Below are 24,611 nucleotides of genomic sequence, written 5' to 3'. Positions count from 1 at the left end.
ATAAATGTTGTTGTGTGGTCCACTGTTATTATGTCGTGGTTACGCCGCGAACGTTAGAAGCGCCGGGCCTTTACGACAAGCTTGTGAACATAAAAAACAAAATGTTCTTTGTGGGCATTTTGTTCATTTTGTTCACAGAGCACGCCAACCAGCTAACCTAAAGCGACTTGAGCCAGCTATGGGCTGCCTCAAGCAGTTGATAGCGCCGCTCTGGCCGCCCCACATCGCCGTAGCCAAGTTCAGCACTGACTCTTTGTTCAGCCACCAAAAACTCCAGGTAACGTCGAGCGGTTGAGCGGCTAGCACCCATAATGCGGGCAACCTGCATGGCGGTTAGCGGCGCCGCCTCGGCGGCCATGGCCTCCCCCACTCGGCGCAGCGTTAGCCGGTCGATGCCTTTGGGCAGCGCGCTGGACGTCGGGCGCGGCGCCTCGCCTGGCTGCAGTCTTTTAAACACGTGATCCAGCTCGTCCTGGTTCATCTCATTACGCCCTGAAAGCGCCTCGCGCTCACGACGAAAACGCGCCAGCATCTGCCCCATGCGGGCAGCTTCAATCGGTTTGATCAGATAATCAAATACGCCCCCACGCAGCGCCTCGCTGATGGTTTCTACCTCACGGGCAGCGGTGACCATCACAATATCCACATGGGTATAGTCACGCCTGATCGCCCATAGAAGCTCCAGCCCTTCCACATCAGGCAGATAGGCGTCCAGCAATACCAGGTGGATAGCGGCAGCCTGTTCCGCCATTAACGCCTTGGCTTCGCTACCGTTACGGGCAACGCCTGCGATATAAAAGCCTTCGTCCTGTTCAACAAACGCTTTATGAATATCGGCAATGCGAAAATCATCTTCGACAATCAGAATGCCGTATTGAGCTGCAGGCATGCTCACTCCTCTTACGGTCGTCATTATTATGGTGAGTCGTGCGTATCAGGTTCAGCGCATAGCGAGCGGTCCAGCACCGCAATAAAGCAGGCTCCGCCCAGTTCGCTCTCCTCAAGCGTGATGGCTCCGCCATGCTGGCGACACAACCTTGCCACCAGCGCCAGGCCGATACCGCTGTGCTTGCCCGTTTTGGTAGAAAAGCCTTCCTCGAATATCGATTCAGCATGTTCAGGGAGCACGCCTGGGCCATTATCCTCTACTTCGAGCAGCAATTGCTCCCCCAGGTCGGTGAAAAACAGCCGCACGCTGGGCATACTGCTATTGGGGCCATTAAGCGCGGCATGGCAGGCATTATCCAGTAGATTACCGACCACGCTCATCATGACTTCTTGTCCAGTGGGCGTTAGTGGGCAGGAGAGCGAGCTCTGCTCGTCGATCTCAAGCGTTACGCCCAGCTCGCGCGCCCTGGTAAGCTTACCCAGCAACGTGCCGCTGAGCACTGTGTCGGCAACATGGCGCATCAAAAAACTCATTTGCGCCTGAGTCCGCTCGGTTTCCTGATGAATCAGCGCCAGCGCTTCATCGATGCGCTCAAGCTGGAGAAGCCCTGAAATGGTATAGAGCTTATTGGAGAACTCATGCGCCTGGGCGCGCAGCATATCCACATCGCGGCTTGCCTGGGTAAGCGCTTGGGAAAGGTCGACAATTTCGCGGCGGCTACGAAACGTGGCCACTGCTCCTTCAATTTCACCCTCATGCAGAATGGGCACCCGATTGACGATGGCCGGGTGATCGCCCAGCCACATCTGCTGGTCAAACTCCTGCTCACCGTGCTTCAGCACTTCCAGTAAACGGGTGTTAGGCACCACGTCCTGAATCGGCAGCCCCAGTATGACGTGCTCATCGGGCAGGTTAAGAAAGCGTTTGGCCTGCTGGTTGACCAGCGTGATGTGGCCATCCCGATTAACCGCCAGAATACCCTCGTGAATGGACTGCAGAATCGCTTCTTTTTCCATCGCCAAGCGGGCGATTTCATAAGGCTCCAGCCCCAAAATGACCTTTTTAAGGTGCTGGGAAAGCCAGTATGCCCCGGCAAACCCCAGCACAATCATCAGCCCGACCAGTGCCCAACCAAAGCTTGTGTAACGGGCAACATCCATCTCGACCCGATCCATCATAAAGCCGACGGAAACGAGCCCGATAATATTGCCCTCTTCATCCCAAACGGGCGTTTTTCCGCGCATGGCGGTGCCTAACGTGCCGGTCGCCTCGGACACGTAGGACTGCCCATAAATCAGCGCCTGGTCGTTATCGCCGCCCACCATCGCCTCGCCAAGGCGCTCAGGCACGGGGTGTGAATAGCGGATCGACTGCGCATTACCCACGACCACATAGCGCGCTCCGGTTTCTATACGCACCCGTTCTGCCAGTGGCTGAATAATCATCGCCGGCTCGGGAGTCGCGAAGGCGCTAACGATTTGGGGCATACCGGCCACTGTTTTCGCCACCGCCAACGCCCGCTCACCCATTTGATGGTTGATGATATCGGCCTTACGATGATTGAGATATGCCCCCTGAGCCAGTAGCATGCCGGCCAGCAGCAACCCCACCAACAACATCACTTGCAAACGGAAACTGCGTTTATACCAACGCCGTTTAGTACGCGTACGGCGCCAGCGCTGTAATTCAGCTAAGGTACGGGGGCGGGAATTAGTCATGGTGGAACTCAAAGTGCGTGACAGCGTCATTATGACATGCGCGGTAAGGGGGCGTTAATCGCCATCTTTTATGTCATTAGGGAGGCGCTGGGTGTTCAGCATATTTAAACGCGTTATTTCGTCGAGCAGTTACCTGTTTGCCAGTACTGCTTTTTTAAGCGTTGTGCTTGTCAGCCCCGCGGTCGCTAACCCTTTTTATGCACCTCCGCCGCCTACCGACGACGCGCCGGTTTTTAGTGGCGATGCTGAACTTGGCTTTACGCACCTTTCCGGCAACACCAATAGCCAGACGCTAATTGGCAAAACCCGCCTGACCTGGCTAACCGGCAATTTTATTCACTCGCTGCGCGGCGAGGTGCGCAACGTGAGCAAGGATGGCGAAACCAGCGCCGAACAATATTTGCTCGCTGCCCGCGAGCGCTACGATTTTAAAGGCCCGCACTATGTCTTTGGATTCGCCCGCTGGGAGAAAGATCGCTTTGCGGGCTACGACCAACAGCTTTCCGTGATTGGCGGGTATGGGCGTCAGCTGTTAGAAGGCTCGCGCCATTCACTCTCGCTTGAGGCCGGTCCTGGTTACCGTAATGACCGCTTGCGGGAAGCTGAGAATGAACAGCTCGCGGTTGCCTATACCGCTCTGGTCTATCACTGGGGGTTTTCGGATTACGCCGATATTGATCAGGAAATGTCGGTGGAATATACCGATAAAAACACCACAGGCAGATCGCTAACCGCGCTCACCGCACGGCTCAACTCTCGCATGTCGTTACGCTTGTCGCATGAGGTTAAGCACAACTCTCAACCGCCGGATGATGCCAGCGAACGTACCGATAACACCACCAGCGCCTCGTTGCTGTACCACTGGTAGCAAAAGCGGCGATGGGTGCGAATGGCCCGCCAGTAGAAGCACTGTCGCTGTTTTCGCAGTGCTTCAATAGGGAGCATTGGCCTGTTTTCCAGCCTTCATTTTAAGCCTCCCCTTTAATCGCGTTCGACTTTGGTCTAGTGGCACGATATACTAGCGCCAGTTTCCTGTCCTCGCGCCATTCAATGAATGGCGCTTTTTTTTTGCTGCGCTTTCCGCATTTGCGCTGTTTCCTCATGTTCCACCCAAGGTGTTCTTATTGATGAACCAACCAACCTCCGGTGCTGAAAGCCCTAAGCACCCATCGCTTGGCGATCCCATCGTACTCACGCTAAGCATCGGATTTATCGTGCTTTTTCTATCACTTTCCTTTTACGACCTGGACCTTGTCGCCGACTCGATCAGCCAGGGTTTTGCCTGGAGCGCGCTGACCTTCGGCACCTACTTCCAGTTTCTGATGCTGTTGACGTTCTTTATCGCCATCGGACTTGTGCTGACCCCAGCCGGCAACGCCAAGATCGGCAACCTGGATAAACCGGAGCTGAGTACCTTCAAGTGGCTTTCGATTATCCTGTGTACGCTACTGGGCGGTGGGGGCGTCTTTTTCGCCGCCGGTGAGCCGATCTATCACTTCGTGAACGTACCGCCTACCTTCGACACCGACCCGGGCGTGGCCGCCGCGGTGCCCGGGGCACTGGCGCAGTCGTTCACTCACTGGGGCTTCGTCGGCTGGGCGATACTGGGTTCGCTCACCGCGATTGTGCTGGCCCACGCCCACTACGTGAAAGGCCAGCCACTGCAACCGCGCACCCTGCTCTACCCGTTATTCGGCGAGCGCGTGATGCGTGGTCCGTTGGGTGGCGTGGTGGATACCTGCTGCGTACTGGCGGTAGTAGCGGGCACCGTCGGGCCGGTCGGTTTTCTGGCTACCCAGGTCAGCCATGGCCTCGAGGTGCTGTTTGGGCTGCCCAACACCTTCGTTACCCGGCTTTTGGTTCTGGCGACCCTGGGCATGGTGTACGTGCTTTCCGCGGTCAGCGGTGTGCACAAGGGCATGCAGCTCTTGAGCCGCTTCAATGTCATGCTGGCGCTGGGCATCGGCGCGGTCATCTTTTTGTTCGGGCCGACACTGTTTCTGTTCAACAGCTACTTTGCCGGCATGGGCACGTATCTGGACGACTTCTTCAAGATGGTCACCACCACCGCGGAAACCGCACCGGCGGATTGGATGCAGTGGTGGATCGTGTTCTTCTACGCCTGGTTCATCGCCTTTGCGCCCTTGATGGCGATCTTCGTGGCGCGTATCTCCCGCGGGCGCACCATTCGCGAGATGATTCTGGCCGTGGCGGTCATCGCCCCCATCGCCACCACGGTCTGGTTCACGCTGCTGGGCGGCTCGGGTATTTACTACCAATTGACCGGCGCGATAGATCTGACCGATGCGCTGACGAACTTTCAGTTCGACATCGCCACGCTTACCTTGGCCCAGGCGTTGCCCGGCGGCACTTGGATGGCGCTGGCTATCCTGCTGCTGACGACCATCTTCGTGGCCACCACCGGCGACTCCATGAGTTACTCCATTGCCATGGTCGGTGCCGGCCACGACGAGCCCAGCCCCTTTCTACGCGCCTTCTGGGGCGTGATCATGACGATCATGGCTGCGGTGCTGCTGGCCATGCGTGAAGGACAGATCGCCGCGCTGCAGCAATTCATCGTGATTACCGCCGTGCCGGTATCTTTGATTCTGCTGCCCTCCCTTTGGGATGGCCCGAAAGCAGCGTTTGCCATGGCGCGTGAGCAGGGGATTATTGACTAACCGTTAGCCCAGCACCTGCTGCGTATGAGGCGAATCTGCTTGCCTCATACGCTATGATCACCATGATGAACAGGTGATCAGGAGCATCCCCTTGGCCTCACGCAACCTTCCTTCAACCGCCGCCATGCAGTGCTTTGAGGCGGCAGCACGTCATATGAGCTTTACCCGGGCGGCCGATGAGCTGAGCCTGACCCAAAGTGCTGTCAGCAAGCAGGTCGCCCACCTTGAATCAGCATTGCAACATAAGCTGTTTCGCCGCGTAAGACGCACGCTTGTGCTCACGCCGGAGGGCGCCATCTTTTTAAGTGATGTACGTAAGGTACTCACCCAGATTGAGATGTCGACCCACGCCATCATGACCTATAGCGGCAACAGTGAAGTACTTAAAGTAGCCACCCTGCCAAGCTTTGGCAGCCGCTGGCTAGCGGACAAGCTTCCCCCCTTTTTAGCCGCCAATCCGGGCATTAGTCTGGAATTTCACGATCGGGTGGAAGACTTTGATCTTGAGCAGCAGGATATTGATATTGCGTTGTTTTACGGTCACGGTAGTTGGCCTAACCTTGCCTGCCATAAGCTGGTGAATGAGGAGATGGTCGCGGTTGCCGCCCCATCGCTTCTGGCTCGGTACCCCATCCATACTGCGAGCGACTTGGCCCAGTTGCCACTACTTCACCTGTCTACCCGCCCGGATGCCTGGCACCACTGGTTTGCAGGTCAAGAGATCGCCACTGATCGCAGCTACCACGGCACCCGCTTTGAAACCTTTCCCATGCTGGTACGCACCGCCATGGCCGGCGGCGGCGTTGCCTTAGTGCCTCACTTTACCGTGGATGAAGAGTTGGCCGCCGGGCAGTTAATCCTCGCTTGGCCGCACCGGCTACGCAGCGACAGCGCGTATTATCTTGTCTACCCTGAGCACCTGGGTGAGCTGGGTAAAGTACGCCGGTTTGTGGAGCATATAACGGCGAGTGCCGAATGCTGTGTATCAACCACTCAGACCACCGATTAGGCAGCCTGAGCATCACCGCATACTGAAAAGCGGATTAAATCGTTAATGACGCCAACACGCGCTGTTTGGAAGCCTGTTCCCGCTCGGCATAAAGCGCCAGTTCATCAGTCACAGGCGCGCCTAACGCCTCTTCAAACGCGTCACGATTGGCATTGCCAGCATAGGCTGCGTTTTCGCCGCCACCCAGGTTTGACTGAAAAATGCCCGCCGCACTGACCGGCAAGAAGTCTTCATAGGTAATCGGCTGTGCTTCCACCAGACCTTTGGCAATTAGGGCGTCTATATCGGTGCGGGCCTCCCTAGCATCGCCTACAAAGCGGATCGATTCCTCTAACACCTGAAAGCTTGTCTTGCATAGCAAACCGGGAGGTTCATGGCACGGAGGTCCTCCGATTACCGCCGAATAATCCGTACCGATAATTGGCGTGCGGCTCTGCATTTCGTCGACATCTAATACGTATCAATTTAACCAGCTGATATTATTGATTTTTATAAAAATAATACTTAAGTCTAAGTTGTCAGTCATCATATGAGTTGTTAGTCTCTTCAAAGTACACAGCATCAAGCCGGAATTTATTTAAAAACAATATTCAAAGGCTACTTAAAATGAACTCACTATTAAATATTGGCCTAAAGACCATGCGCTATTTCTTAGTAGCCTGCATGGCTTTGATAACACTTCTTGTATTTTCAAATGTTGTAATGAGATACATATTTAGCAGTAGTATCTACATTGCAGAAGGATTCTCCTCATTATTATTTGTATGGCTAACGTTTGTCGGGGCCGCACTAGTTTTATATGAAAGAGGACTAATTGCTGTTGACATTCTGACACGAAGACTTTCTAGCTTTAATAGAGCCATCCTCGATATTCTCGTTGACTGTCTTATGCTCGCTGTTGCAATACTATTTCTCAAGGGAAGTTGGCATCAAACAATTTTAAACATGAACGTTATATCTAGTTCGACATTACTTCCATCATCTCTTCTCTATGCAGCTGGCATATTCTTCTCCATAGCAAGTGGAGCATTCCTTACTTTACAAATAATTAAAACGCTAATTTCTATTGTTGGAAGTAAGTCCTCCGCATTGAAATATTGACAACCAAAAAAACAAATGGGGTTGATATGACTGTCTTTTACTTTGGCGCATCGTTACTTGCATTTCTTGCACTAGGAACACCTATTGCGTATGCGTTAATTATTAGCGGCATTGTTTTAATGTGGCAAATAGGGCTGTTTGATGGGCAAATAATTGCTCAAAATATGCTTAATGCTGCTAATAGTTTTCCGATGTTAGCCATCCCTCTATTTATTTTAGCTGGCGAAGCTATGAATGCAGGCGGCCTGTCTAAGCGCATCATTCATTTAGCTCAGACATTAGTAGGACATAGAAAAGGAGGGCTAGGTTATGTCGTTATTTTTGCAGGAGTTCTTTTATCAAGTCTTTCTGGCTCTGCTTTAGCCGATGCAGCATCTTTATCAGCCTTACTGCTTCCAATGATGATAAACTCTGGATATAACAAACCTACATCCGGCGGATTGATTGCTTCGGCATCAATTATTGGTCCAATCATTCCTCCAAGTATCGGCTTTATCGTATTTGGTGTCTCAACAAACCTTTCTATAAGTAAGCTTTTTTTAGCTGGTATAGTTCCGGGTATATTAATTGCAATCTCCCTGTGTATTGCCTGGAATATCATTGCACGCAACAATGATCTCGAGGTGCAAGAACCAGCCTCTTGGGCCGAAAGGGGGAAAGCATTAATTGATAGCTTTTGGGCTTTAATGCTACCTATAATTATATTAGTCGGGCTCCGTTTTGGCATTATGACGCCGACCGAGGCAGCAGCTGTAGCGGCCGTATACTCAATTATCATTTCCTGCTTAGTGTACCGAGAGCTATCTCTTCCACAATTATCAGATATTGCCTTTAGTGCTGCAAAGACATCCGCAGGCGTTATGTTTCTTGTGGCTGCAGCGGCTATTCCAGCTTGGATGATTTCGATTGCGGATATTCCTGGACAGATTATAAGTCTGATTGAACCAGTGATGGATCATCCAAAACTCCTAGTTGCTGCTGTTATCATTGTTATTTTGGTAATTGGTACTGCTATGGATCTTACGCCGACGATTCTACTTCTCGGCCCTATCTTAGTTCCTATTGTTACACATGCAGGTGTAGATCCTATCTACTTTGGTGTCATTTTTATGATCACTGGGGCTATAGGGTTAATAACACCTCCGGTGGGCACTGTTTTAAATGTAGTTTGCGCGGTTGGGAAGCTTGAGTTCGGCGCCCTAGCGCGAGGCGTAATGCCATTCTTAATCGCCGAACTCATCGTACTTGCATTAATGGTAATAATACCGGAAATCGTACTAATACCTGCAGCATGGTTCTCTGGTTCATAACGAATCAATCGCAATTCAATTATAAAGAAAAGGTGATTTATGAAAAAGTTATTAATCGGCCTGTTAATTGCTGGCGCAATGACAAGTGCTCATGCACAAGAGTATCGCAGCCATACGATAAAATTTGCCGCTACCGGACAAGAAGGAACGCCCCCAGTCCAAGGGATGCACATCTTTGCAGAGAAATTAAGGGAACGGAGTGATGGAGCACTTAACGCTCGAGTTTTTGCAAACGGCACCCTAGGTGGAGATGTACAAGTACTATCTTCACTTAAAGGTGGTGTTATCGAAATGATGGTATGGAATGCTGGAAATATGATCAACGAAGTCCAGGACTTTGGAATTCTGGACTTGCCTTTTATTTATCAAGATCCGGAAATAATGGATCAGCTTTTAGATGGCGATGTTGGTAACCAACTATTAGATCAGTTACCCGAGCATAATGTAATTGGACTAGCTTTCTGGGAACAAGGGTTTCGTTTACTGACAAACAATAAGCGTGAAGTTGAAAGCCTGGAAGATATTAAAGGCCTTAAAATTCGCGTTCAGCAAAACCCATTACTTGTAGATATGTGGGAGGCGTTAGGAGCTAATGCGACGCCGATGCCTGTCACCGAGCTCTACACTGCTATGGAGACAGGGGCTGTTGATGGTCAAGAAACCACCGCCCCCTTTATATTAGGATCTAAGTACTTTGAAGTACAAAAATATGTGACGTTAACTCGTCATAATTACAATCCCCAAATTGTTCTGATTGGCAAGCCATTCTGGGATCGTCTTAACGAAGATGAACAGTCATTAATTATTGAAGTTGCACAAGAAACAGCACTGGAACAACGAGAAATTTCGCGTATAGCACAGTCTGAAGCACTCGACCAAATTCGCGAAGCGGGTAATACTGTAACCGACATTACAGATGAGCAGCGTCAGCTAATGCTAGATGCAGAGTCTGATGTAATTCATCAATACGTACAAACATTTGACCCTGATCTCGTGAAAGAAGTTTTTGAAGCAGTCGGCTATCAACTCGATTAATAAATATTTATCACTTATCACTTATCAAAATGAGTTTTATATTATGTTACTTTCGTTTGCACAGTTTTGTCCTAAGCATGGCAACACAGCAGAAACAATTACACTCGTTTCTGAAAAGGCGCGCGAGGCTGCAAATAATAATGCAAAGCTAATTGCATTTCCTGAGTGTTTTTTAACAGGTGGATCTTTCGAGTCTCGAAAGGCCCTTGAAGCATCAGCAGTAGATATTGATCGAGGAGATCTAGATCCCATTCTTCATACTGCTAAAGAATTTTCGATCTATATCGTTGTTGGTTTTTACCAAAAAAAAGAAAATCAAGTATTCAATACAGCAGCTTTAATTGGTCCAGAGGGAATTATTGGCTTGCATCATAAGATGCATCTTCCTTTTATGATTGGCGACCGTTTCACCGATATTCCCGGCACTTATCAACCCTCTGTATTCGACACTGCCATTGGAAAGATAGGTCTTGCTATTTGCTATGAGATTCGCTTTCCAGAAGTTTTCCGCACACTGGCGTTAGCTGGAGCCGAGTTGATTATTTTGCCTGCCGCATGGCCGGAAGCAGCTCGACTCTTACCGGATATTTTCAGCAAAGTGCGCGCTGCAGAAAACTTTACTTATTTTCTGTCATCGAATCGCAACGATCTTGATGATGGGATGCAATTCATGGGAGAAAGCCATTTGATTGGGCCCAATGGCGCGGAGCTTATCAACGCGGGTATGCAGGATGGCATTTTCTACTATGATGCAGACCTTACTTTAGCTAAAAATAAATCCATTATTCGGGATCCAGGTATATACGAAGTACACCCCTTTCAAGACCGTCGTCCACAAGACTACGGTTCATTAGCAGAGGCAAAATAAGTATGTATCTCGATAAATTGTTGAATCTCGATCATGATGTATTCGGTATCAACGTTTACTCCGCGTCACCGGCGATCATTGAAATTGCTGCCAACTGGGGGCTCGACTTCGTATTTATCGATACAGAACATAGTGTCACGGGTATTGATTCAACAGCCGAAAAATTAATATTGGCAGCGCGGGCTGCCAATATATCGCCACTTGTTCGCGTCCCGAGCAGTAATAGCGTTGAGCTTCGCAAAACAGTAGAAATGGGCGCTGACGGTGTAATTGTACCTCAGATAAGCTCTGCATCGCAGGTCGCTAAAATTATTGATGCCGTAAAGTTCCCTCCTCTTGGCAAACGAGGAGGTGATAGCTCTGTCAGAAGTGCAATCTATGGCAGTCATAATTTTAACTGGGCCGACTACACTCAAAAAGAAAACCAGCGTTGCAAAGTCATACCAATGGCAGAAAATATCGCGTTTTTTGATAATATCGATGATATTTTTGCCATTAAAGGAATTGATGCTATTCATTTTGGTCCTGCAGATTTTGCACTATCTATCGGGTGCGAAGTTGATTATTCCATGAAAGTTCCTGAGATTCGTGAAGCTGTGGAACTTTTGGCAGCAAAATGTAAAGAATATAATGTTCGAATCATGCTGGGCTGTTCGCCTGTCAGCTATTTTCAACTAGAAGAACTTAAGCTATTAGGCGCAACTATGTTTTTAGTGGGAAATGACATGGCTTTTATTAATCAAGGATGCTCCAGGTCTCATGAACTTATACAAAGGCTAAAGGAGAAAAACGATGGATAGTTATTTCCCGATGAAATCAGAAGGTAAGACAGCAGCTCTACTAGAGGCACTTTCTAAGGTTCAGCCTTCATCTTTAGGCCATTATCTTGAAGCCGCGCTCCCCAGCGATATAAAGGCTTTAACTCCCTTTTCTCACTGCTTAGGTACAGCAATCACCGTATATCAGCCCACTTCTGATTCCACACCTGTACATTTGGCACTAGAGCTCATTAGCCCTGGCGATGTACTCCTTATTGATCGAGGGGGAGATAGCAGAATAGCATGTGTCGGCGAAATGGTCGCTACAGCAGCTCAGCAAAGAGGCGCGAAAGCCATTATTGTGAATGGTGCAGTGACTGATATAGAAGAAATTTCGGCACTCGGCATGCCTATATATGCAAAAGGAACGAGTGTCATTACAACTCGCCCCTTATATTCGCCAGGAGCACGACTGTGTTCCGAAATAGTTTTGGACGATATTGTTATTAGAACTGGTGACATAATTTTTGGTAACATCAATGGCCTATTGTCTATCGACCCGTGTGACAAAAATATTTGGAATATAATTGAGAAAGCAATTGTTGATGAAGAAAAAGAGATCAAGTGGAAACGACAGCTAGAACAAGGAATTTCTTTAGCATCATTAAACAAGGTTGATAAAGAAATGTTCCAACAATATGTCTGCCGCATTCCACAGATATAGAGACTGCCTTCAAAACAGGGTAAGATTAAAGCCGACAACATTAAAACTTACGATTAAACTAAATGTAAATAAGGCGCATAGTAAGGTCATGAGGAAACGCAGCAGTAATTTATCGTCTTTAGTCGCTCTTGGTATCACTGAAAAGATATCATCAGGGGAGTATTCGGTAGGAGATCAAATTCCTGTCGAATCAAAATTAATGGAGTCTTATAACGTAAGTCGTAGCATTGTCAGAGAAGCCATTGCACTTTTACGCTCGGAAGGACTGTTACTGTCTAGGCAAGGAAAAGGTGTTTTCGTCGCTAGTAAAGAGCGATCTGTTCTCAAGATAAGTGCTGATAAGCTAGGAGAGCTTTCTGAGATATTAGATATTTTAGAACTACGTTTAGGTGTAGAAGTAGAGGCGGCTGGGCTGGCAGCCGCCCGACAAGATTCCTCTGCAATAGCTAATCTTTTCAATACATTGGAAGAGGCCGAGGACATTGATAATTTCATGCGTAATCCCCGTCAACTTGACTTCGATTTCCATATGGCGATTGCAATAGCGAGTGGAAATAGCTATATGCCAAAATTTCTAGACTTCATAGGCGCGGTTATCATACCACCTAGCCAACTGATTCATGATTGGCAGCCGAAACTATCGAGAGACTACCTTAAGAAAATGTACAATGAGCATAAAGAAATAGCTAATGCAATAAAAAGAAAAGATATTGAAGCGAGCAAAACCGCCATGAGACTGCATCTTACTGAAAGTATCGAGCGATATAGAGCTATTATACCAAGGGCTTAAAAAATCAACGTTTCAAGACATGCAAACTAGAAAATTGATGATTAATTAATCATATCCAGTTTCATTCAATTAACTCACAGCAGTAACTCTATATCCAAGGGTGTCTTCTGTTTTCTTTACATACTGATTAATATTTATGCTTGGAAGCCAGAAGAACACCCTACTACATTAGTTTTTAACTTTGCTACTGATATAAAAACCTATTTGTTTATTAGCAGATTCAATATCGCATATTTTGAATTCTCCTCCCGCTCGGCATAAAGCGCCAGTTCATCAGTCACAGGCGCGCCTAACGCCTCTTCAAACGCGTCACGATTGGCATTGCCCGCATAGGCTTCGTTTTCGCCGCCGCCCAGGTTTGACTGAAAAATGCCCGCCGCACTGACCGGTAAGAAATCTTCATAGGTAATCGGCTGTGCTTCCACCAGACCTTTGGCAATTAGGGCGTCTATATCGGTACTGGCATCACCTGTAGCAGCTTTTCCGGCTTCTGTGAGGTGATAGTGGAAGTAGGCCAGACCTTCGCGGCGCATTGCCTCATCGCTGTCCGGCATGGTGGTAAAGACCTTATCCATAACGGCTTGGTGAGCGTTGTTATCCAGCCCGATGGCTTGCTTGCGGCCTTCGTTAAGCAGCTGATCATAAAGCGCGCGCCCTTTCGGCGTTAATGCCATACCGCGCTGCTCAATTTCACCAAAGCGGGCGGTATGTGTACCTTGGGTATCGCCTGCAAAGCGGATCGACTCCTCTAACGCTTTAAAGCTTGTCTGACGCAGCAAAATGGGCGCTTCACGGCGCGGCGGGCCTTCGATGACGGCCTTCGGGTTCATACCGACGCTTGGCATGCGGCGCTGCACTTCATCGATATCCAACGTGCGCGGCGTTAAATGGTTGATATGCGGTCCACGAAAACACACCACATCGGCGATCAGGCGGTGTTCATCGCTCAGCGCTTGATAAGTATCCAGATCGACCGTGGCATCCTGGTGCCAACGAAACGTTTCCAAGGCCTCGGTAACAAACTGATCTGCTTCCTCTGAGGTTAACCCGCCTTGTGACTCAAAGCGTTCAATCAGCTCACGCACTTTGGGGGTAAAAATATTTCGTTGAGCGAGGATTTCCTCAGCACGCTGGCGCAGCAGCTCACTATCGATAAGTTCCAGGCGCAGCAGCGAGGTAAAAATACGAAACGGGTTACAGGCCAGCGCATCATCCTCAATAGGGCGAAACGCGGTGGAGTGAACCGGTACCCCTGCTTCAGAAAGATCGTAATAGCCCACCGGATACATGCCCATCACGGCAAATAAGCGGCGCAGCATGGATAGCTCTTCAGCTGAACCCACGCGAATCGCTCCGTGGCGTTCTACGCTCAGGCGCGCAAGCTCGCCCTGGGCCTCCAGGCGGCGACGTAACTCTGGCTGCTGGCTAAGCGTCTCCTGATTCACCTGCTCAACCAACGTTAGTAGCGTGCCGTATTGGGGGACTTCCGTTTGGTACATGGTCGACATGGCGCTGGAGAAGCGGTCACGGATAACATTGGTAGCTAAAAGCGAGGTCTGAGTCATTTGACGGCTCTCTGTGGCATCCGATTCAGTGTAGAACCCATGGCCGACAAGGGAAGATCCATTGCCGTGTTTTTCCTGCCATTCAGGGTGGAATAGACACTATCAAAGCAAATTACCAGACAAGACTACAAACGAAAAAAAACGCTTAACGCATGCCAAATTGGAATGTATAAGCAGAGAAGCATGCACTCTAAAAAGTAATATCGAAAGGCAGGTCAAAAAAAGGAATGGATAACGTTTATAAAATGGCAGAGCAACGCTACAAGCTTTCTAGCAAACGCAGGATCATCTGCGGCTGCTGGTTGGCCTGAGCGAGAATCGCCATGCCCGCCTGCTGGAGAATTTGTGCGCGGATCAAGTTGGAAACTTCCCGAGCGTAATCCGCATCCTGAATGCGCGACTGGGCCGCTGATAGATTGACGATATTGTTGTTGAGCCCGTCGATGACGCTTTCAAAGCGGTTTTGCACCGCGCCAAAGTAGCTACGCTGACGATCCACCCGCTTAATGGCGTCGTCCATCGCCTCCATCGGGTTGGGCGTTGCGGTGTCATCCGAAAGCACGCTGAAGTCACTCAGCCCCAAGGCATTACGGCCCATGCCTTCCATACGAATGCTGATGGTATTGCCTGAATTAGCCCCCACCTGGATAGTGAGATCGCGCTTCTCGAACAGATCAATACCGTTGAAGTTACTTTGCCCGGCGACACGGTCAATTTCGTCCAGGAGTCCGTCGATCTCGCCTTGAATGGAAACGAGATCATCATTGCTATTAGTGCCGTTAGCGGCCTGCACGCTCAGCTCACGAATGCGCTGCAAATTATCATTGATCTGATTCAGCGCGCCTTCGGCCGTTTGCACCAGCGAAATTCCGTCATTGGTATTACGAATGGCCTGATTCATGCCGCGGATTTGCGCGTTCATACGATTGGCAATCGCCTGCCCGGCCGGATCGTCCTTGGCGCTATTAATACGCAAGCCCGACGATAGCCGCTGCATAGAGGTCTGAATCGCTTGCTGGCTACTGCGCAAATTGCTCTGCACCCGTAGCGAGGTCACATTGGTATTTAGTCTGAACAATTCAGGCCCTCATTAAGTGCAACGCGCAATACGCAGGTCTGGCTTGCCAATAACAACGACAGTGACGTATTTATCGGCCTGAACGGGTAAAGCATTAATTATTTTTACCACTCATGCTTTATTGTTAATGAGCGCCCACTAGCGGCCAACACTTCATCAATAGGGAGCCTAACGTAATCATACTCAAGGTATCCCTGATCCATTAACTCGCCATTCCACGCCACAATATCCAGATCCATTGTTCGTGGGCCTGATTTATTCAGACCACGCACGCGACCCAAGCGGTTCTCGACCGCTTTTAAATACAGCCGAAACGCTTCATAGGTAAGCGGCGTGCGCACCAATAGCGCGGCATTGAGAAAATCGGCCTGCGGTAAAAAGCCAACAGGGGAGGTACGGATTGGCTGAGAGTGCGTGACCAGGTCGCATTCGCTGTTTAAAAGAGACAATGCTCGCGTGACATTCATCTCAGGATCAATATTCGAGCCTATCGAGATTAGGCATTCATGAAGCCGTGTATCTTGCCCTGCTCGTAACGCCGTTGTTGACATAACGATCACTCAACTAGAGAGAAGCCGAAATATTATTAAACACTGTAATGATCATACCTCAGACTAGCGCTATGCTCTAAGTGTGCAAGCAACCAGACAGTTAATAACAAACGCAAGATAAACGAAGCACGCCATATAATTATTAAAGATAGGGATAACAATGACGACTAAAGCAGCATTAGTGACCGGGGGCGCTACCCGTTTGGGACGGCATTTTTCAGAAGCGTTAGCAGAAGCGGGATACGATATTGCGCTCCACGTTAATAGCTCACGAGATGAAGCTGAAGAGGTAGCACGCACTATCCGCAGTAAAGGGCGCGAGTGCGAAATACTACCCTGTGATTTTTTGCACGATCCGCTGGATACACTGATTGAAGCCGCCATACGGCGCTTTCCGCATTTAGATGTGCTGGTTAATAGCGCCTCCACTTACCAAGCCGCACCCATTGCTCAAACGGACATGGCACTCCTGGAGACGCAGTTTCGCGTCAACCTATTTACCCCGCTGTTGTTAATTCAACATTTTGCTAACGCGGTGTCTAACGGCTGTGTGGTGAATATCATTGACAATAAAGTGGCCTATCATCAATACCCTTATGCGGCGTATTTGTTGTCTAAAAAGGGGTTGAAAGAGATGACCCAAATGGCCGCACTCGAATTCGCACCGCGTATCCGGGTCAATGGTATTTCTCCCGGCGTAGTACTGCCCACTTCCCAGCGTAGCCACGACTATATTGCATGGCGTCTGGAAGGCATCCCCCTTAACCGGCAGGGAACGCCCGCCCACTTAACAAAGGCGCTGTACTACCTGCTGGAAAACGATTTTGTTACCGGCCAAGTGTTATGTGTCGATGGAGGTGAGTCGATCTACCTGGAAGGCAGGCATTCGGAGAACTATCTAGAGTAACAACCAAATTAACAGCCGTTCCAAGAACATTTCTAACAACGTAGAACGCAGTGGGGCCGCCCAAAGGCGGCCCCAAAACGCAAAGTAGGTGTGCTAACGCCTAAGCATTAGACATCGTCACCCGTGGGTAGATTTTGCTCAGTCGTCTCACTAGACTTATCTTTCCGGCGAGGTGAAAAACGGTCATCTACCTCACTTTCACCTGCCTTTGGCTGCCCAGCAGGACTACCATCGATAGTGAAATCCTGTTGCATAATACGCAGGTTGGCAGGCGGCGCTGAACCGGACTTGTCCTGACCGAAGTACATCGTGGTATGCGGGAACGGTATCTCAATGCCCGCCTGATCAAAGCGCAGCTTGACCAGACGATTATACGCCCGACCAACACCCCACTGATCGCCCGGCGTGGTTTTGATAACCACACGAATATTGACGGCGCTGTCGCCCAGGCTTATAACACCGGCGACCGTCAGATCAGCAAGGATCTTGTAGCCATACTCTTCACTGGTTTTCAGGTCATTAAAGGCAAGCTGGAGCTGCTCAATCGCATCATCAATGCTCTCACGATAAGCAATGCCGTACTCACCGACATGGTTACCGTAGTCGCGCATATAGTTGGAAACGGTGTCAACGCTTGAGAAGGGAATGATGTGATAGGTGCCCGAAAGGTCCCGAATGCCTACCGAACGAATGCTTAATCGCTCCGCAGTCCCGGTGATGCCACCCAGCGTTACCACATCGCCTGTATTCATGGCATTCTCGATCTGAATGAAAACGCCCGTAATAACGTCCTGTACCAGCTTCTGCGCACCGAAACCAATAGCCAAACCCAGTACCCCGGCACCGGCAATCAGCGGGCCGATATTAATGCCAATTTCGGACAGCAGGATCATCCCGGTAATCGTGAGCATGGCGATAGCCAGCGCGTTGCGGAACAGGCTCAGTAGCGTTTTGGCTCGAGGAGAGGGCTCACCACCGCCGGTTTCCGGGTTGAGCTTATGCTCAATCAGGCTCGCAAGCCCTAACCACATGCCCAGCGCAACAATCAGAATCAAGGCAATGCTGACCAGTCGCCCTACCAGCATCGTTCCGCGTTCAGAAGCGTACCAATTGGCTAAATTGAACGCACCCCAGGCATCCAGCACCACCATGATAACGACGATCATGATGATGGTGCGTAGCACACGCAGCGCGTTGGGAACGTAGCTGTTAAGACGCGGCTCAAGCAGCGGCAGCTTACGACGCAAATCGTCCGACAAGCGAATGCGATGCCCAATCGTTTGGGTCAGGAAGGTCGATACCAGAAGCCCTACAACCACCGCAGCCAATGTTTTTAATGTTGCAAAAAGCACGAAAGGCAGTGCATCGCCAGGACGCGTCAGTGTCAAAACGAAGACCATTAAGAAGTAGATCAGCGCAAAAAAGTGCCAGGTACGTGCAAAGAGCTGAAGCGATACACGGCTTGCCACCATCGACGTATTGGCAGCTGCGCCATTCAGATGCCCTCGGATACGAATACGGTTCTTGAGCACCACACTGACCGCATAAACAAAGGCCACAATCATAATTAATGTGCCAACCGCTTGGCCTACGCTGGCAGCCAGGTAGAAATTGATCAGCGGCACGGCAACCATTAGTCCGTAACCGACCATGCCGATAAGACGTGCTATCCAACGGTTCCAGTAGGAGGCTTCACCGGCTGAAATTGGCAACAATCGCAGGCCTTCGTAGTGTGAGGAAAACAGCATCCGTATCACTGCTTTCATCAACTCAATGACCAGAAAGGCATTGAGAAACAGCGAAGCCCTCGTGGAAAGCTCGCCCGTTTCACCAATCGCGAACGTGGCCACCAGGTTACCGCCCACGTACGCAAGCCCCACCAATATAAAGTCAATAAGTGCCGCAATAATGACGCAGCAAATCAAGCGCAGCACTGGCGTCATTCCGGCGCCATTGAGCGACCATTTGCTCACCCGCGTAAAGGCAGACCTGGCTATCCGACGTAGTGCGAAGAAAATCACGAAGGTCGCAACGATCACGAGGCCCAGATTAATCGCGGCCTGGACGAAAGCTGACGAATCAAAAGCACTCGCGCCTTGCCCGGTAAACAGGTTACCCATGATGGAAAAAGCTTGCTCAATCTGCAGGCCAATATTACTGACAACATCGCTTGTCAGCTCCGCCAACTGGCGCGGCAATGAGACATCCTCTGGAGCCAAATCGCTTCCTTGAGCGGCGGCCTCAGGGGATAACTCAGCCTCTAAACCGGCGGGCAACGCGGATGCCTGTTGACGTAATACATCAATTAGCTCTTGGCGCGACTGCTCATTTTCGAGGAGATCAGCAAGTGCTTCATAAGAAGCGGGCACTTCCGCTGGAGGCGATGCACGATCACTTTCGACCGTCGTCGTTTGGGCTAATACTGGCGTGGCAAAAAACACAAGCAGTGTCATTAGCCAAATACCTAGCCAGGGAAATATACGTATTGACGTCACGCCTGTACCTCCATTAGAGAAATGCTTTCTTAAATTTAATTGCTAGCCTGCTTTATGCAACTACAAATGCACGCACCAAGCAGGCTGATAACGTATAAAGCGTACAGCGTAACATGGGAACATAATAAGGTCTGGCCGCTAACTTGACGCAACTAACCCGTGATCGCGTGACGTTTAATTCTGACAAAGCGGTAACAGCCACTGATTTGCAAGGCCCAGCACCACGCCATAGCGTACGCCCTTGGCAACCACAATCCACAAAAAAGCACGCCACCAGGGAAGCCGAAACAATCCGGCCAGTACCGTCAGTGGGTCGCCCACCACCGGCAGCCAGGAAAGCAGTAGGCTGGCCTCGCCAAGCTTGTGATACCAGCGCTCGGCCTGGGCAAGGCGTTTAGGCGATGCAGGGAACCACCGGCGATCCTGAAACTGACGTGCATAGCGGCCCATCGCCACATTGACCAGACTGCCCAGCGTATTACCAGTGGTCGCTACCACCCAGAGTAAAATAGCTGGCTCACCCAGACACCAAAGCCTGGCAAGCCATACTTCAGAGCCGCCAGGCAGCAGAGTCGCACTAACAAACGCAACAAGGAAAAGACTCAGCATGTAACGGGTAGCCGAACGTTAATGCGGCACCTGGCCCCCCAGTTGAGCGGTAATTTCATCGGCTACCTGGCGCACCAGCTTACCCAGCGCCAGCAGGCGCGCTTCAGGGATACGCGCCATGGGGCCTGAAACAGAAATAGCCGCTAGCGGCGTGGCGTGCTCGTCGAAGATACAGGCCGCGACGCAATGCAGGCCAATGGCGTGCTCCTCGCGGTCGCAGGCAAAGCCTTGATCACACACCTGGTGCATTTCGGCGGTCAGTGCGTCTGGACTGCACAGCGTATTGTCGGTAACGCGGGCGAGTTCACGGTTATCCAACAAGCGAGCGCGTTCGTCAGTGGGCATCCATGCCAACAGCGCTTTACCCACGCCAGAGGCATGCAGCGGGGCGCGTGAGCCCAAGCGGGTAATCATGCGCATCATTTGAGGCGATTCGTGCTGGGCCAGAAAAACGGCTGTGTCGCCATCGCGGATCCCCAAATTGGCGGTCTCGCCGGTTTCAGCGGTTAAGCGGCGTAGAAAGGGGCGGCTTGATGCCACCACATCGCGAGCTTCTAAAAAGCTGTTACCGATACGGAAGGTTTTGACGTCAATACGCCATAACCCCTGCTCGTTCTCTTGGCGAACAAACCCCTGGCTTTGCAGAGCCTGGAGCAAGCGGTGGGTGGTAGAAGGGGCTAACTCGGCTTTTTCAGCCACGTCTGACAGCGCAAGCCCCAGTGGGCTTGCCGCTAAAAACTCCAATAACGTTAAGCCGCGTACCAGCGACTGGCTATGCCCGCCACTCGCTTTAGCGGCATTTGCCGGACGCCCGACCGTCCTACGCTTGGCTTCACTCACCCTGCTCTCTCCTAAAGACGCAAAGAGCAACAGGATAACGTGCCGCAAAGGCCGCTGTCGCGTTTACGGAAACGAATTCCACTAATATAGGAAGCCGACGGATGGCTGAACACCGCTAGACAAGGCGGCCACGGGCGTGGCCGCCAGCATTACGCTAGTCTTGGGCGTCGATATCAGGCCTTCTCGCGGTGGTTATAACCCAGCGGATGGGGCTGGCCACGCTCTTTGGCAAGATCAATTTGGCGCTGACGCTCACGGGCAGCGGCGCGAGTTTTCTCGGGCAGTGAGTCAATGCAGTGTGGGCAGCTAATCCCAGGCTCGTAGGCCGACGACTGCATGTCGTCTTCGGAAATCGGCATACGACAGGCGTGGCACTGCTCGAACAGGCCTTCACTCAGGTCGTGACGCACGGTGACGCGGTTATCGAACACAAAGCACTCGCCACGCCATAACGACTGCTCTTCCGGGACTTTCTCCAGGTAGTTCAAAACACCGCCCTTGAGGTGGTAGACCTCGTCAAACCCCTCTTTGAGCATAAAGCTGGAGGCTTTCTCACAGCGAATACCGCCGGTGCAGAACATGGCGACTTTTTTGTGCTTCTCCGGGTCGTAATGCTCGCGCACGTAGTCGGGGAACTCACGGAACGTGGTGGTTTTTGGGTCAACCGCGCCTTCGAAGCTACCAATCGACACTTCGTAATCATTGCGAGTGTCGATCACCAGCACTTCGGGGTCTGAAATCACGTCGTTCCAGTTTTCAGGCTCAACGTAGGTACCAACGGTGTCGTTAGGATCAATGCCCGGTACGCCGAGGGTCACGATCTCTTTTTTGAGCTTAACCTTGGTGCGATAGAACGGGGTTTCGTCGCAGTAAGACTCTTTATGGTCGATATCGGTCAAGCGCGGATCAGCGGTCAGCCAGCCAAGCAGTGCATCAATACCTTCGCGAGTCCCCGCGACGGTGCCATTGATACCCTCTTTAGCGAGCAGCAGCGTGCCTTTAACATCATGGTCGACCATGGTTTGGCGCAGCGGCTCACGCAGCGCTTCAAAGTCATTTAACGTAACGAATTTATACAACGCCGCCACGACAATACGCGGCGTATCGCCAGTTTCAGAAACAGGTGCAGACATAACAAGCTCCAGTAGTCACCCTCGTAAAGGGCGGACCGGGTTAATAAACGCGCATAGTCTAGCGTAAACAGCGCTGCGCTTGAATCCTGCCAGATTGACGCAGGTCACTCGCGGTTTAAAAATTCGTCAATTTAATCGACGTTATCATGCAGAAACCTTCACCCCACGCCGTGCGATTTCAGGCGTATATTGAACGCATTCCTTCAACAGTTATTCCTTCAACACAGCGGGGAGCACAACATGAAAATTCGTCGCGCGGATGAGCGGGGCTATGCAGACCACGGCTGGCTGCGTTCTTACCATACGTTCTCGTTTGCCAATTACCATGATCCCAAGCATATGGGCTTTCGCGCCCTACGGGTGATCAACGAAGACCGCGTTGCCGGTGGTCATGGTTTTGGTGCCCACCCGCACCGCGATATGGAGATTATCTCCTACGTGCTGGAAGGCGAAATGGAGCACAAGGACAACATGGGCAATGGCGAGGTCATGCGCCCGGGCGATGTACAGCGCATGTCAGCTGGCACCGGCGTTGTGCACAGCGAATTCAACCACTCCAAGGAGAACGGGCTGCACTTCCTGCAGATCTGGATTGAGCCCAAAGCGCTTGGCATTAAGCCCAGCTACGAGCAGAAAGCATTTCCAGTCGCAGACCGCCAAAGCCAGTGGCGCCTGGTAGCATCACAGGAAGGCCGTGAAGGCTCAGTGAGCCTGAACCAGGACGTTAATCTTTATGCAGGCTCGTTTGATGCAGGCGACAGCGTGGAGACGCCGGCTACCCGCTATGCCTGGCTGCACGTGGTAAAGGGCGCGGTCGAGGTCAATGGCGAACAACTCAGCACCGGCGATGCCGCTGCATTCCAGCCAGGCGACGCCATTAGCGTGACCGGCAAGGATGCAAGTGACGTGCTGCTGTTTGACCTTGCTTAGCCCTCTTGCTTAGGCTCTTTTGCTTAGAGCCATCTGCCTTAACAACCAAAACGGCCCCCTTTCGGGAGCCGTTTTTTTACGCCATCAGCCAAGCATTTTGCGTTGTCACCAAGCCTCGCTGCTGCCCAACCTAGCTATTGTGCGCTGAGTAAAGCGCACGGATTTTCAGCGTGTGCTCTACCTGCCTCAATGCTTCCAGCGCTTGCGGGCCGTAGGCTTTGTCTACATCAATAACCACATAGCCGACCTTATCGTTGGTCTGCAGGTACTGGCCCGAGATGTTAATGCCGTTTTCGGACAGCACGCGGTTAATTTCCGACAGCACGCCCGGCACGTTGTCATGAATATGCAGCAAGCGGTGCTTATCGGGGTGGGCAGGCAGCGCCACTTCGGGGAAGTTGACCGAGGTGATCGTGGTGCCGTTATCCGAGTAGGTCGTCAGCTTTTCGGCAACTTCAATACCGATATTTTCCTGGGCTTCGAGCGTAGAACCACCCACATGCGGGGTCAGGATCACATTTTCCAAACCACGTAACGGGCTTTCAAACTCTTCATCGTTACCCTTGGGCTCCACCGGGAACACATCCACCGCAGCGCCGTTGAGATGGCCTGCTTTGATGGCATCCGCCAAGGGTTCAATTTCCACGACACTGCCGCGTGAGGCATTGATGAAGATGGCGCCTGGTTTCATCGCAGCAATCTCTTTCGCGCCCATCATCCAGCGGGTAGAGGGCAAGTCCGGTACGTGCAAGCTCACCACATCCGAGCGGTTTAACAGCTCTTCAAGGCTGGCGACCTGGCTTGCATTACCCATGCCGAGTTTGGTGATGATATCGTAGTAGATAACGTTAAAGCCCAGCGACTCGGCAAGCACAGAAAGCTGCGCGCCGATGCTGCCGTAGCCAACAATACCCAGCGTTTTACCACGTGCTTCGTGCGAGTTTTTGGCTGATTTCAGCCAGCCACCCTGATGAGCACGGGCATTTTTTTCAGGGATACCACGCAACAGCATGATAGCTTCTGCCAATACCAGCTCAGCGACCGAACGGGTGTTGGAGTACGGCGCGTTGAACACGGCAATACCACGTTTTAGCGCCGCATTCAGGTCCACCTGGTTGGTTCCGATACAGAAGCAGCCAACGCCGACCAGCTTCTCTGCCGCTGCAAATACTCGCTCATTAAGCTGGGTACGCGAGCGAATACCGATGAAATGTACATCACGGATCTTTTCGATCAACGATGCTTCATCTAGCGATGTCGGCAGATGCTCGATATTTTCATATCCGGCATTTTGAAAATTGTCCACCGCACTTTGGTGGACGCCCTCGAGTAGCAGGATCTTGATCTTGCTCTTTTCCAGGGACGTTTTAGCCATGGCTGAATCAACCTCTATGGTCGGCGGCGTGCGCCGTGTATCGGTTCACGGAAAGGCCGTATAGTAGCACACTGCACACTCATCAGGCCGATTCGAACTGATGAAATGTGTGCGTTATCAAGATGAAAACAGTGCAAGTCATACGCACAAAGCGGCCTGGGGCAGACGCCACCCCCTGGCCTCGGTGTATACTGTGCATTTGTCATGGCAGGCACACGCGCAGCCTTTTTGATGGGGCGCCAGAA

The 24,611-nt window shown here is 51.1% G+C and carries 23 protein-coding genes; 12 read left to right on the top strand and 11 right to left on the bottom strand.

Annotated elements, in window-relative coordinates:
• Positions 1–157: 157 nt before the first annotated feature.
• Together CZ787_RS15060 and CZ787_RS15055 are read right to left on the bottom strand one after the other, a co-directional pair.
• The gene (locus tag CZ787_RS15060; protein ID WP_087110667.1) at positions 158–889 is read right to left on the bottom strand and encodes a response regulator; all 732 of its coding nucleotides are present in this window, start codon (positions 887–889) and stop codon (positions 158–160) included.
• A 26-nt stretch (positions 890–915) separates the two neighbouring features.
• Complete coding sequence (locus tag CZ787_RS15055) at positions 916–2,607, bottom strand: ATP-binding protein (RefSeq protein WP_087110665.1); 1,692 nt, start codon at positions 2,605–2,607, stop codon at positions 916–918.
• A 133-nt stretch (positions 2,608–2,740) separates the two neighbouring features.
• Here CZ787_RS15055 and CZ787_RS15050 point away from each other — a divergent pair, with 133 nt between their 5' ends.
• From CZ787_RS15050 to CZ787_RS15040, 3 genes are all read left to right on the top strand, one after another.
• Positions 2,741–3,475, top strand: coding sequence for a DUF481 domain-containing protein (locus tag CZ787_RS15050; RefSeq protein ID WP_087111262.1), 735 nt, complete (start codon positions 2,741–2,743; stop codon positions 3,473–3,475).
• Between the two features lie 259 nt (positions 3,476–3,734).
• A complete protein-coding gene (locus CZ787_RS15045) occupies positions 3,735–5,288 on the top strand; it encodes a BCCT family transporter (protein WP_087110663.1) in 1,554 nt (517 codons plus the stop codon).
• Between the two features lie 91 nt (positions 5,289–5,379).
• Positions 5,380–6,297, top strand: coding sequence for a LysR substrate-binding domain-containing protein (locus CZ787_RS15040; RefSeq protein ID WP_087110661.1), 918 nt, complete (start codon positions 5,380–5,382; stop codon positions 6,295–6,297).
• A 34-nt stretch (positions 6,298–6,331) separates the two neighbouring features.
• Here the strand turns inward: CZ787_RS15040 and CZ787_RS15035 are convergent, their stop codons facing one another.
• Positions 6,332–6,634, bottom strand: coding sequence for a 2-oxoadipate dioxygenase/decarboxylase family protein (locus CZ787_RS15035; protein WP_328514790.1), 303 nt, complete (start codon positions 6,632–6,634; stop codon positions 6,332–6,334).
• Between the two features lie 269 nt (positions 6,635–6,903).
• Between CZ787_RS15035 and CZ787_RS15030 the strand changes: the two genes are divergently transcribed.
• From CZ787_RS15030 to CZ787_RS15000, 7 genes are all read left to right on the top strand, one after another.
• A complete protein-coding gene (locus CZ787_RS15030) occupies positions 6,904–7,398 on the top strand; it encodes a TRAP transporter small permease (protein ID WP_087110657.1) in 495 nt (164 codons plus the stop codon).
• Complete coding sequence (locus tag CZ787_RS15025; RefSeq protein ID WP_254908631.1) at positions 7,395–8,708, top strand: TRAP transporter large permease; 1,314 nt, start codon at positions 7,395–7,397, stop codon at positions 8,706–8,708. Before CZ787_RS15030 ends, CZ787_RS15025 begins: the two co-directional genes overlap by 4 nt.
• Positions 8,709–8,747: 39 nt before the next feature.
• Positions 8,748–9,743, top strand: coding sequence for a DctP family TRAP transporter solute-binding subunit (locus tag CZ787_RS15020; protein WP_087110653.1), 996 nt, complete (start codon positions 8,748–8,750; stop codon positions 9,741–9,743).
• Positions 9,715–10,611 carry a carbon-nitrogen hydrolase family protein gene (locus CZ787_RS15015; RefSeq protein WP_217883885.1) on the top strand — a complete coding sequence of 299 codons (897 nt, stop codon included), beginning with the start codon at positions 9,715–9,717 and terminating at the stop codon, positions 10,609–10,611. Before CZ787_RS15020 ends, CZ787_RS15015 begins: the two co-directional genes overlap by 29 nt.
• Positions 10,612–10,613: 2 nt before the next feature.
• Positions 10,614–11,411, top strand: coding sequence for an HpcH/HpaI aldolase family protein (locus CZ787_RS15010; RefSeq protein ID WP_087110649.1), 798 nt, complete (start codon positions 10,614–10,616; stop codon positions 11,409–11,411).
• Positions 11,404–12,093, top strand: a complete 690-nt coding sequence (locus CZ787_RS15005; RefSeq protein ID WP_087110647.1) for an RraA family protein — start codon at positions 11,404–11,406, stop codon at positions 12,091–12,093. The genes CZ787_RS15010 and CZ787_RS15005 overlap by 8 nt, the downstream gene beginning before the upstream one ends.
• An 88-nt stretch (positions 12,094–12,181) precedes the next feature.
• Positions 12,182–12,883 (top strand): FadR/GntR family transcriptional regulator, encoded by a 702-nt coding sequence (locus CZ787_RS15000; RefSeq protein WP_087110645.1) that lies wholly within the window; start codon positions 12,182–12,184, stop codon positions 12,881–12,883.
• A gap of 200 nt (positions 12,884–13,083) precedes the next feature.
• Here CZ787_RS15000 and CZ787_RS14995 read toward each other — a convergent pair whose 3' ends face one another.
• From CZ787_RS14995 to folK, 3 genes are all read right to left on the bottom strand, one after another.
• Positions 13,084–14,448, bottom strand: a complete 1,365-nt coding sequence (locus CZ787_RS14995; protein WP_087110643.1) for a VOC family protein — start codon at positions 14,446–14,448, stop codon at positions 13,084–13,086.
• Positions 14,449–14,707: 259 nt separating this feature from the next.
• The gene (locus CZ787_RS14990) at positions 14,708–15,526 is read right to left on the bottom strand and encodes a flagellin (protein WP_087110641.1); all 819 of its coding nucleotides are present in this window, start codon (positions 15,524–15,526) and stop codon (positions 14,708–14,710) included.
• 104 nt (positions 15,527–15,630) lie between these two features.
• Entirely contained in the window at positions 15,631–16,077 is a 447-nt protein-coding gene (gene folK / locus CZ787_RS14985) for a 2-amino-4-hydroxy-6-hydroxymethyldihydropteridine diphosphokinase (protein WP_087110639.1), read from the bottom strand.
• Between the two features lie 160 nt (positions 16,078–16,237).
• Here folK and CZ787_RS14980 point away from each other — a divergent pair, with 160 nt between their 5' ends.
• A complete protein-coding gene (locus tag CZ787_RS14980; protein WP_087110637.1) occupies positions 16,238–16,984 on the top strand; it encodes an SDR family oxidoreductase in 747 nt (248 codons plus the stop codon).
• 107 nt (positions 16,985–17,091) lie between these two features.
• Here the strand turns inward: CZ787_RS14980 and ybiO are convergent, their stop codons facing one another.
• From ybiO to CZ787_RS14960, 4 genes are all read right to left on the bottom strand, one after another.
• Positions 17,092–19,437 (bottom strand): mechanosensitive channel protein, encoded by a 2,346-nt coding sequence (gene ybiO, locus CZ787_RS14975; RefSeq protein ID WP_419866540.1) that lies wholly within the window; start codon positions 19,435–19,437, stop codon positions 17,092–17,094.
• Between the two features lie 216 nt (positions 19,438–19,653).
• Positions 19,654–20,088 carry a YqaA family protein gene (locus tag CZ787_RS14970; protein ID WP_087110633.1) on the bottom strand — a complete coding sequence of 145 codons (435 nt, stop codon included), beginning with the start codon at positions 20,086–20,088 and terminating at the stop codon, positions 19,654–19,656.
• 18 nt (positions 20,089–20,106) lie between these two features.
• Positions 20,107–20,928: an IclR family transcriptional regulator gene (locus CZ787_RS14965; RefSeq protein WP_087110632.1), complete on the bottom strand. Its 822-nt coding sequence runs from the start codon at positions 20,926–20,928 to the stop codon at positions 20,107–20,109.
• Between the two features lie 173 nt (positions 20,929–21,101).
• Entirely contained in the window at positions 21,102–22,061 is a 960-nt protein-coding gene (locus tag CZ787_RS14960; RefSeq protein ID WP_087110631.1) for a rhodanese-related sulfurtransferase, read from the bottom strand.
• Positions 22,062–22,301: 240 nt separating this feature from the next.
• Between CZ787_RS14960 and CZ787_RS14955 the strand changes: the two genes are divergently transcribed.
• Positions 22,302–22,991, top strand: a complete 690-nt coding sequence (locus tag CZ787_RS14955; protein ID WP_087110629.1) for a pirin family protein — start codon at positions 22,302–22,304, stop codon at positions 22,989–22,991.
• A 130-nt stretch (positions 22,992–23,121) separates the two neighbouring features.
• Here CZ787_RS14955 and serA read toward each other — a convergent pair whose 3' ends face one another.
• On the bottom strand, positions 23,122–24,366 hold the full coding sequence (gene serA / locus CZ787_RS14950) for a phosphoglycerate dehydrogenase (protein WP_087110627.1): 1,245 nt from the start codon (positions 24,364–24,366) through the stop codon (positions 23,122–23,124).
• Positions 24,367–24,611 lie beyond the last annotated feature (245 nt).

It is taken from the genome of Halomonas citrativorans (assembly GCF_900163645.1).
Lineage (GTDB): Bacteria > Pseudomonadota > Gammaproteobacteria > Pseudomonadales > Halomonadaceae > Vreelandella > Vreelandella citrativorans.
This window is presented reverse-complemented; position numbering and strand designations above follow the sequence as displayed.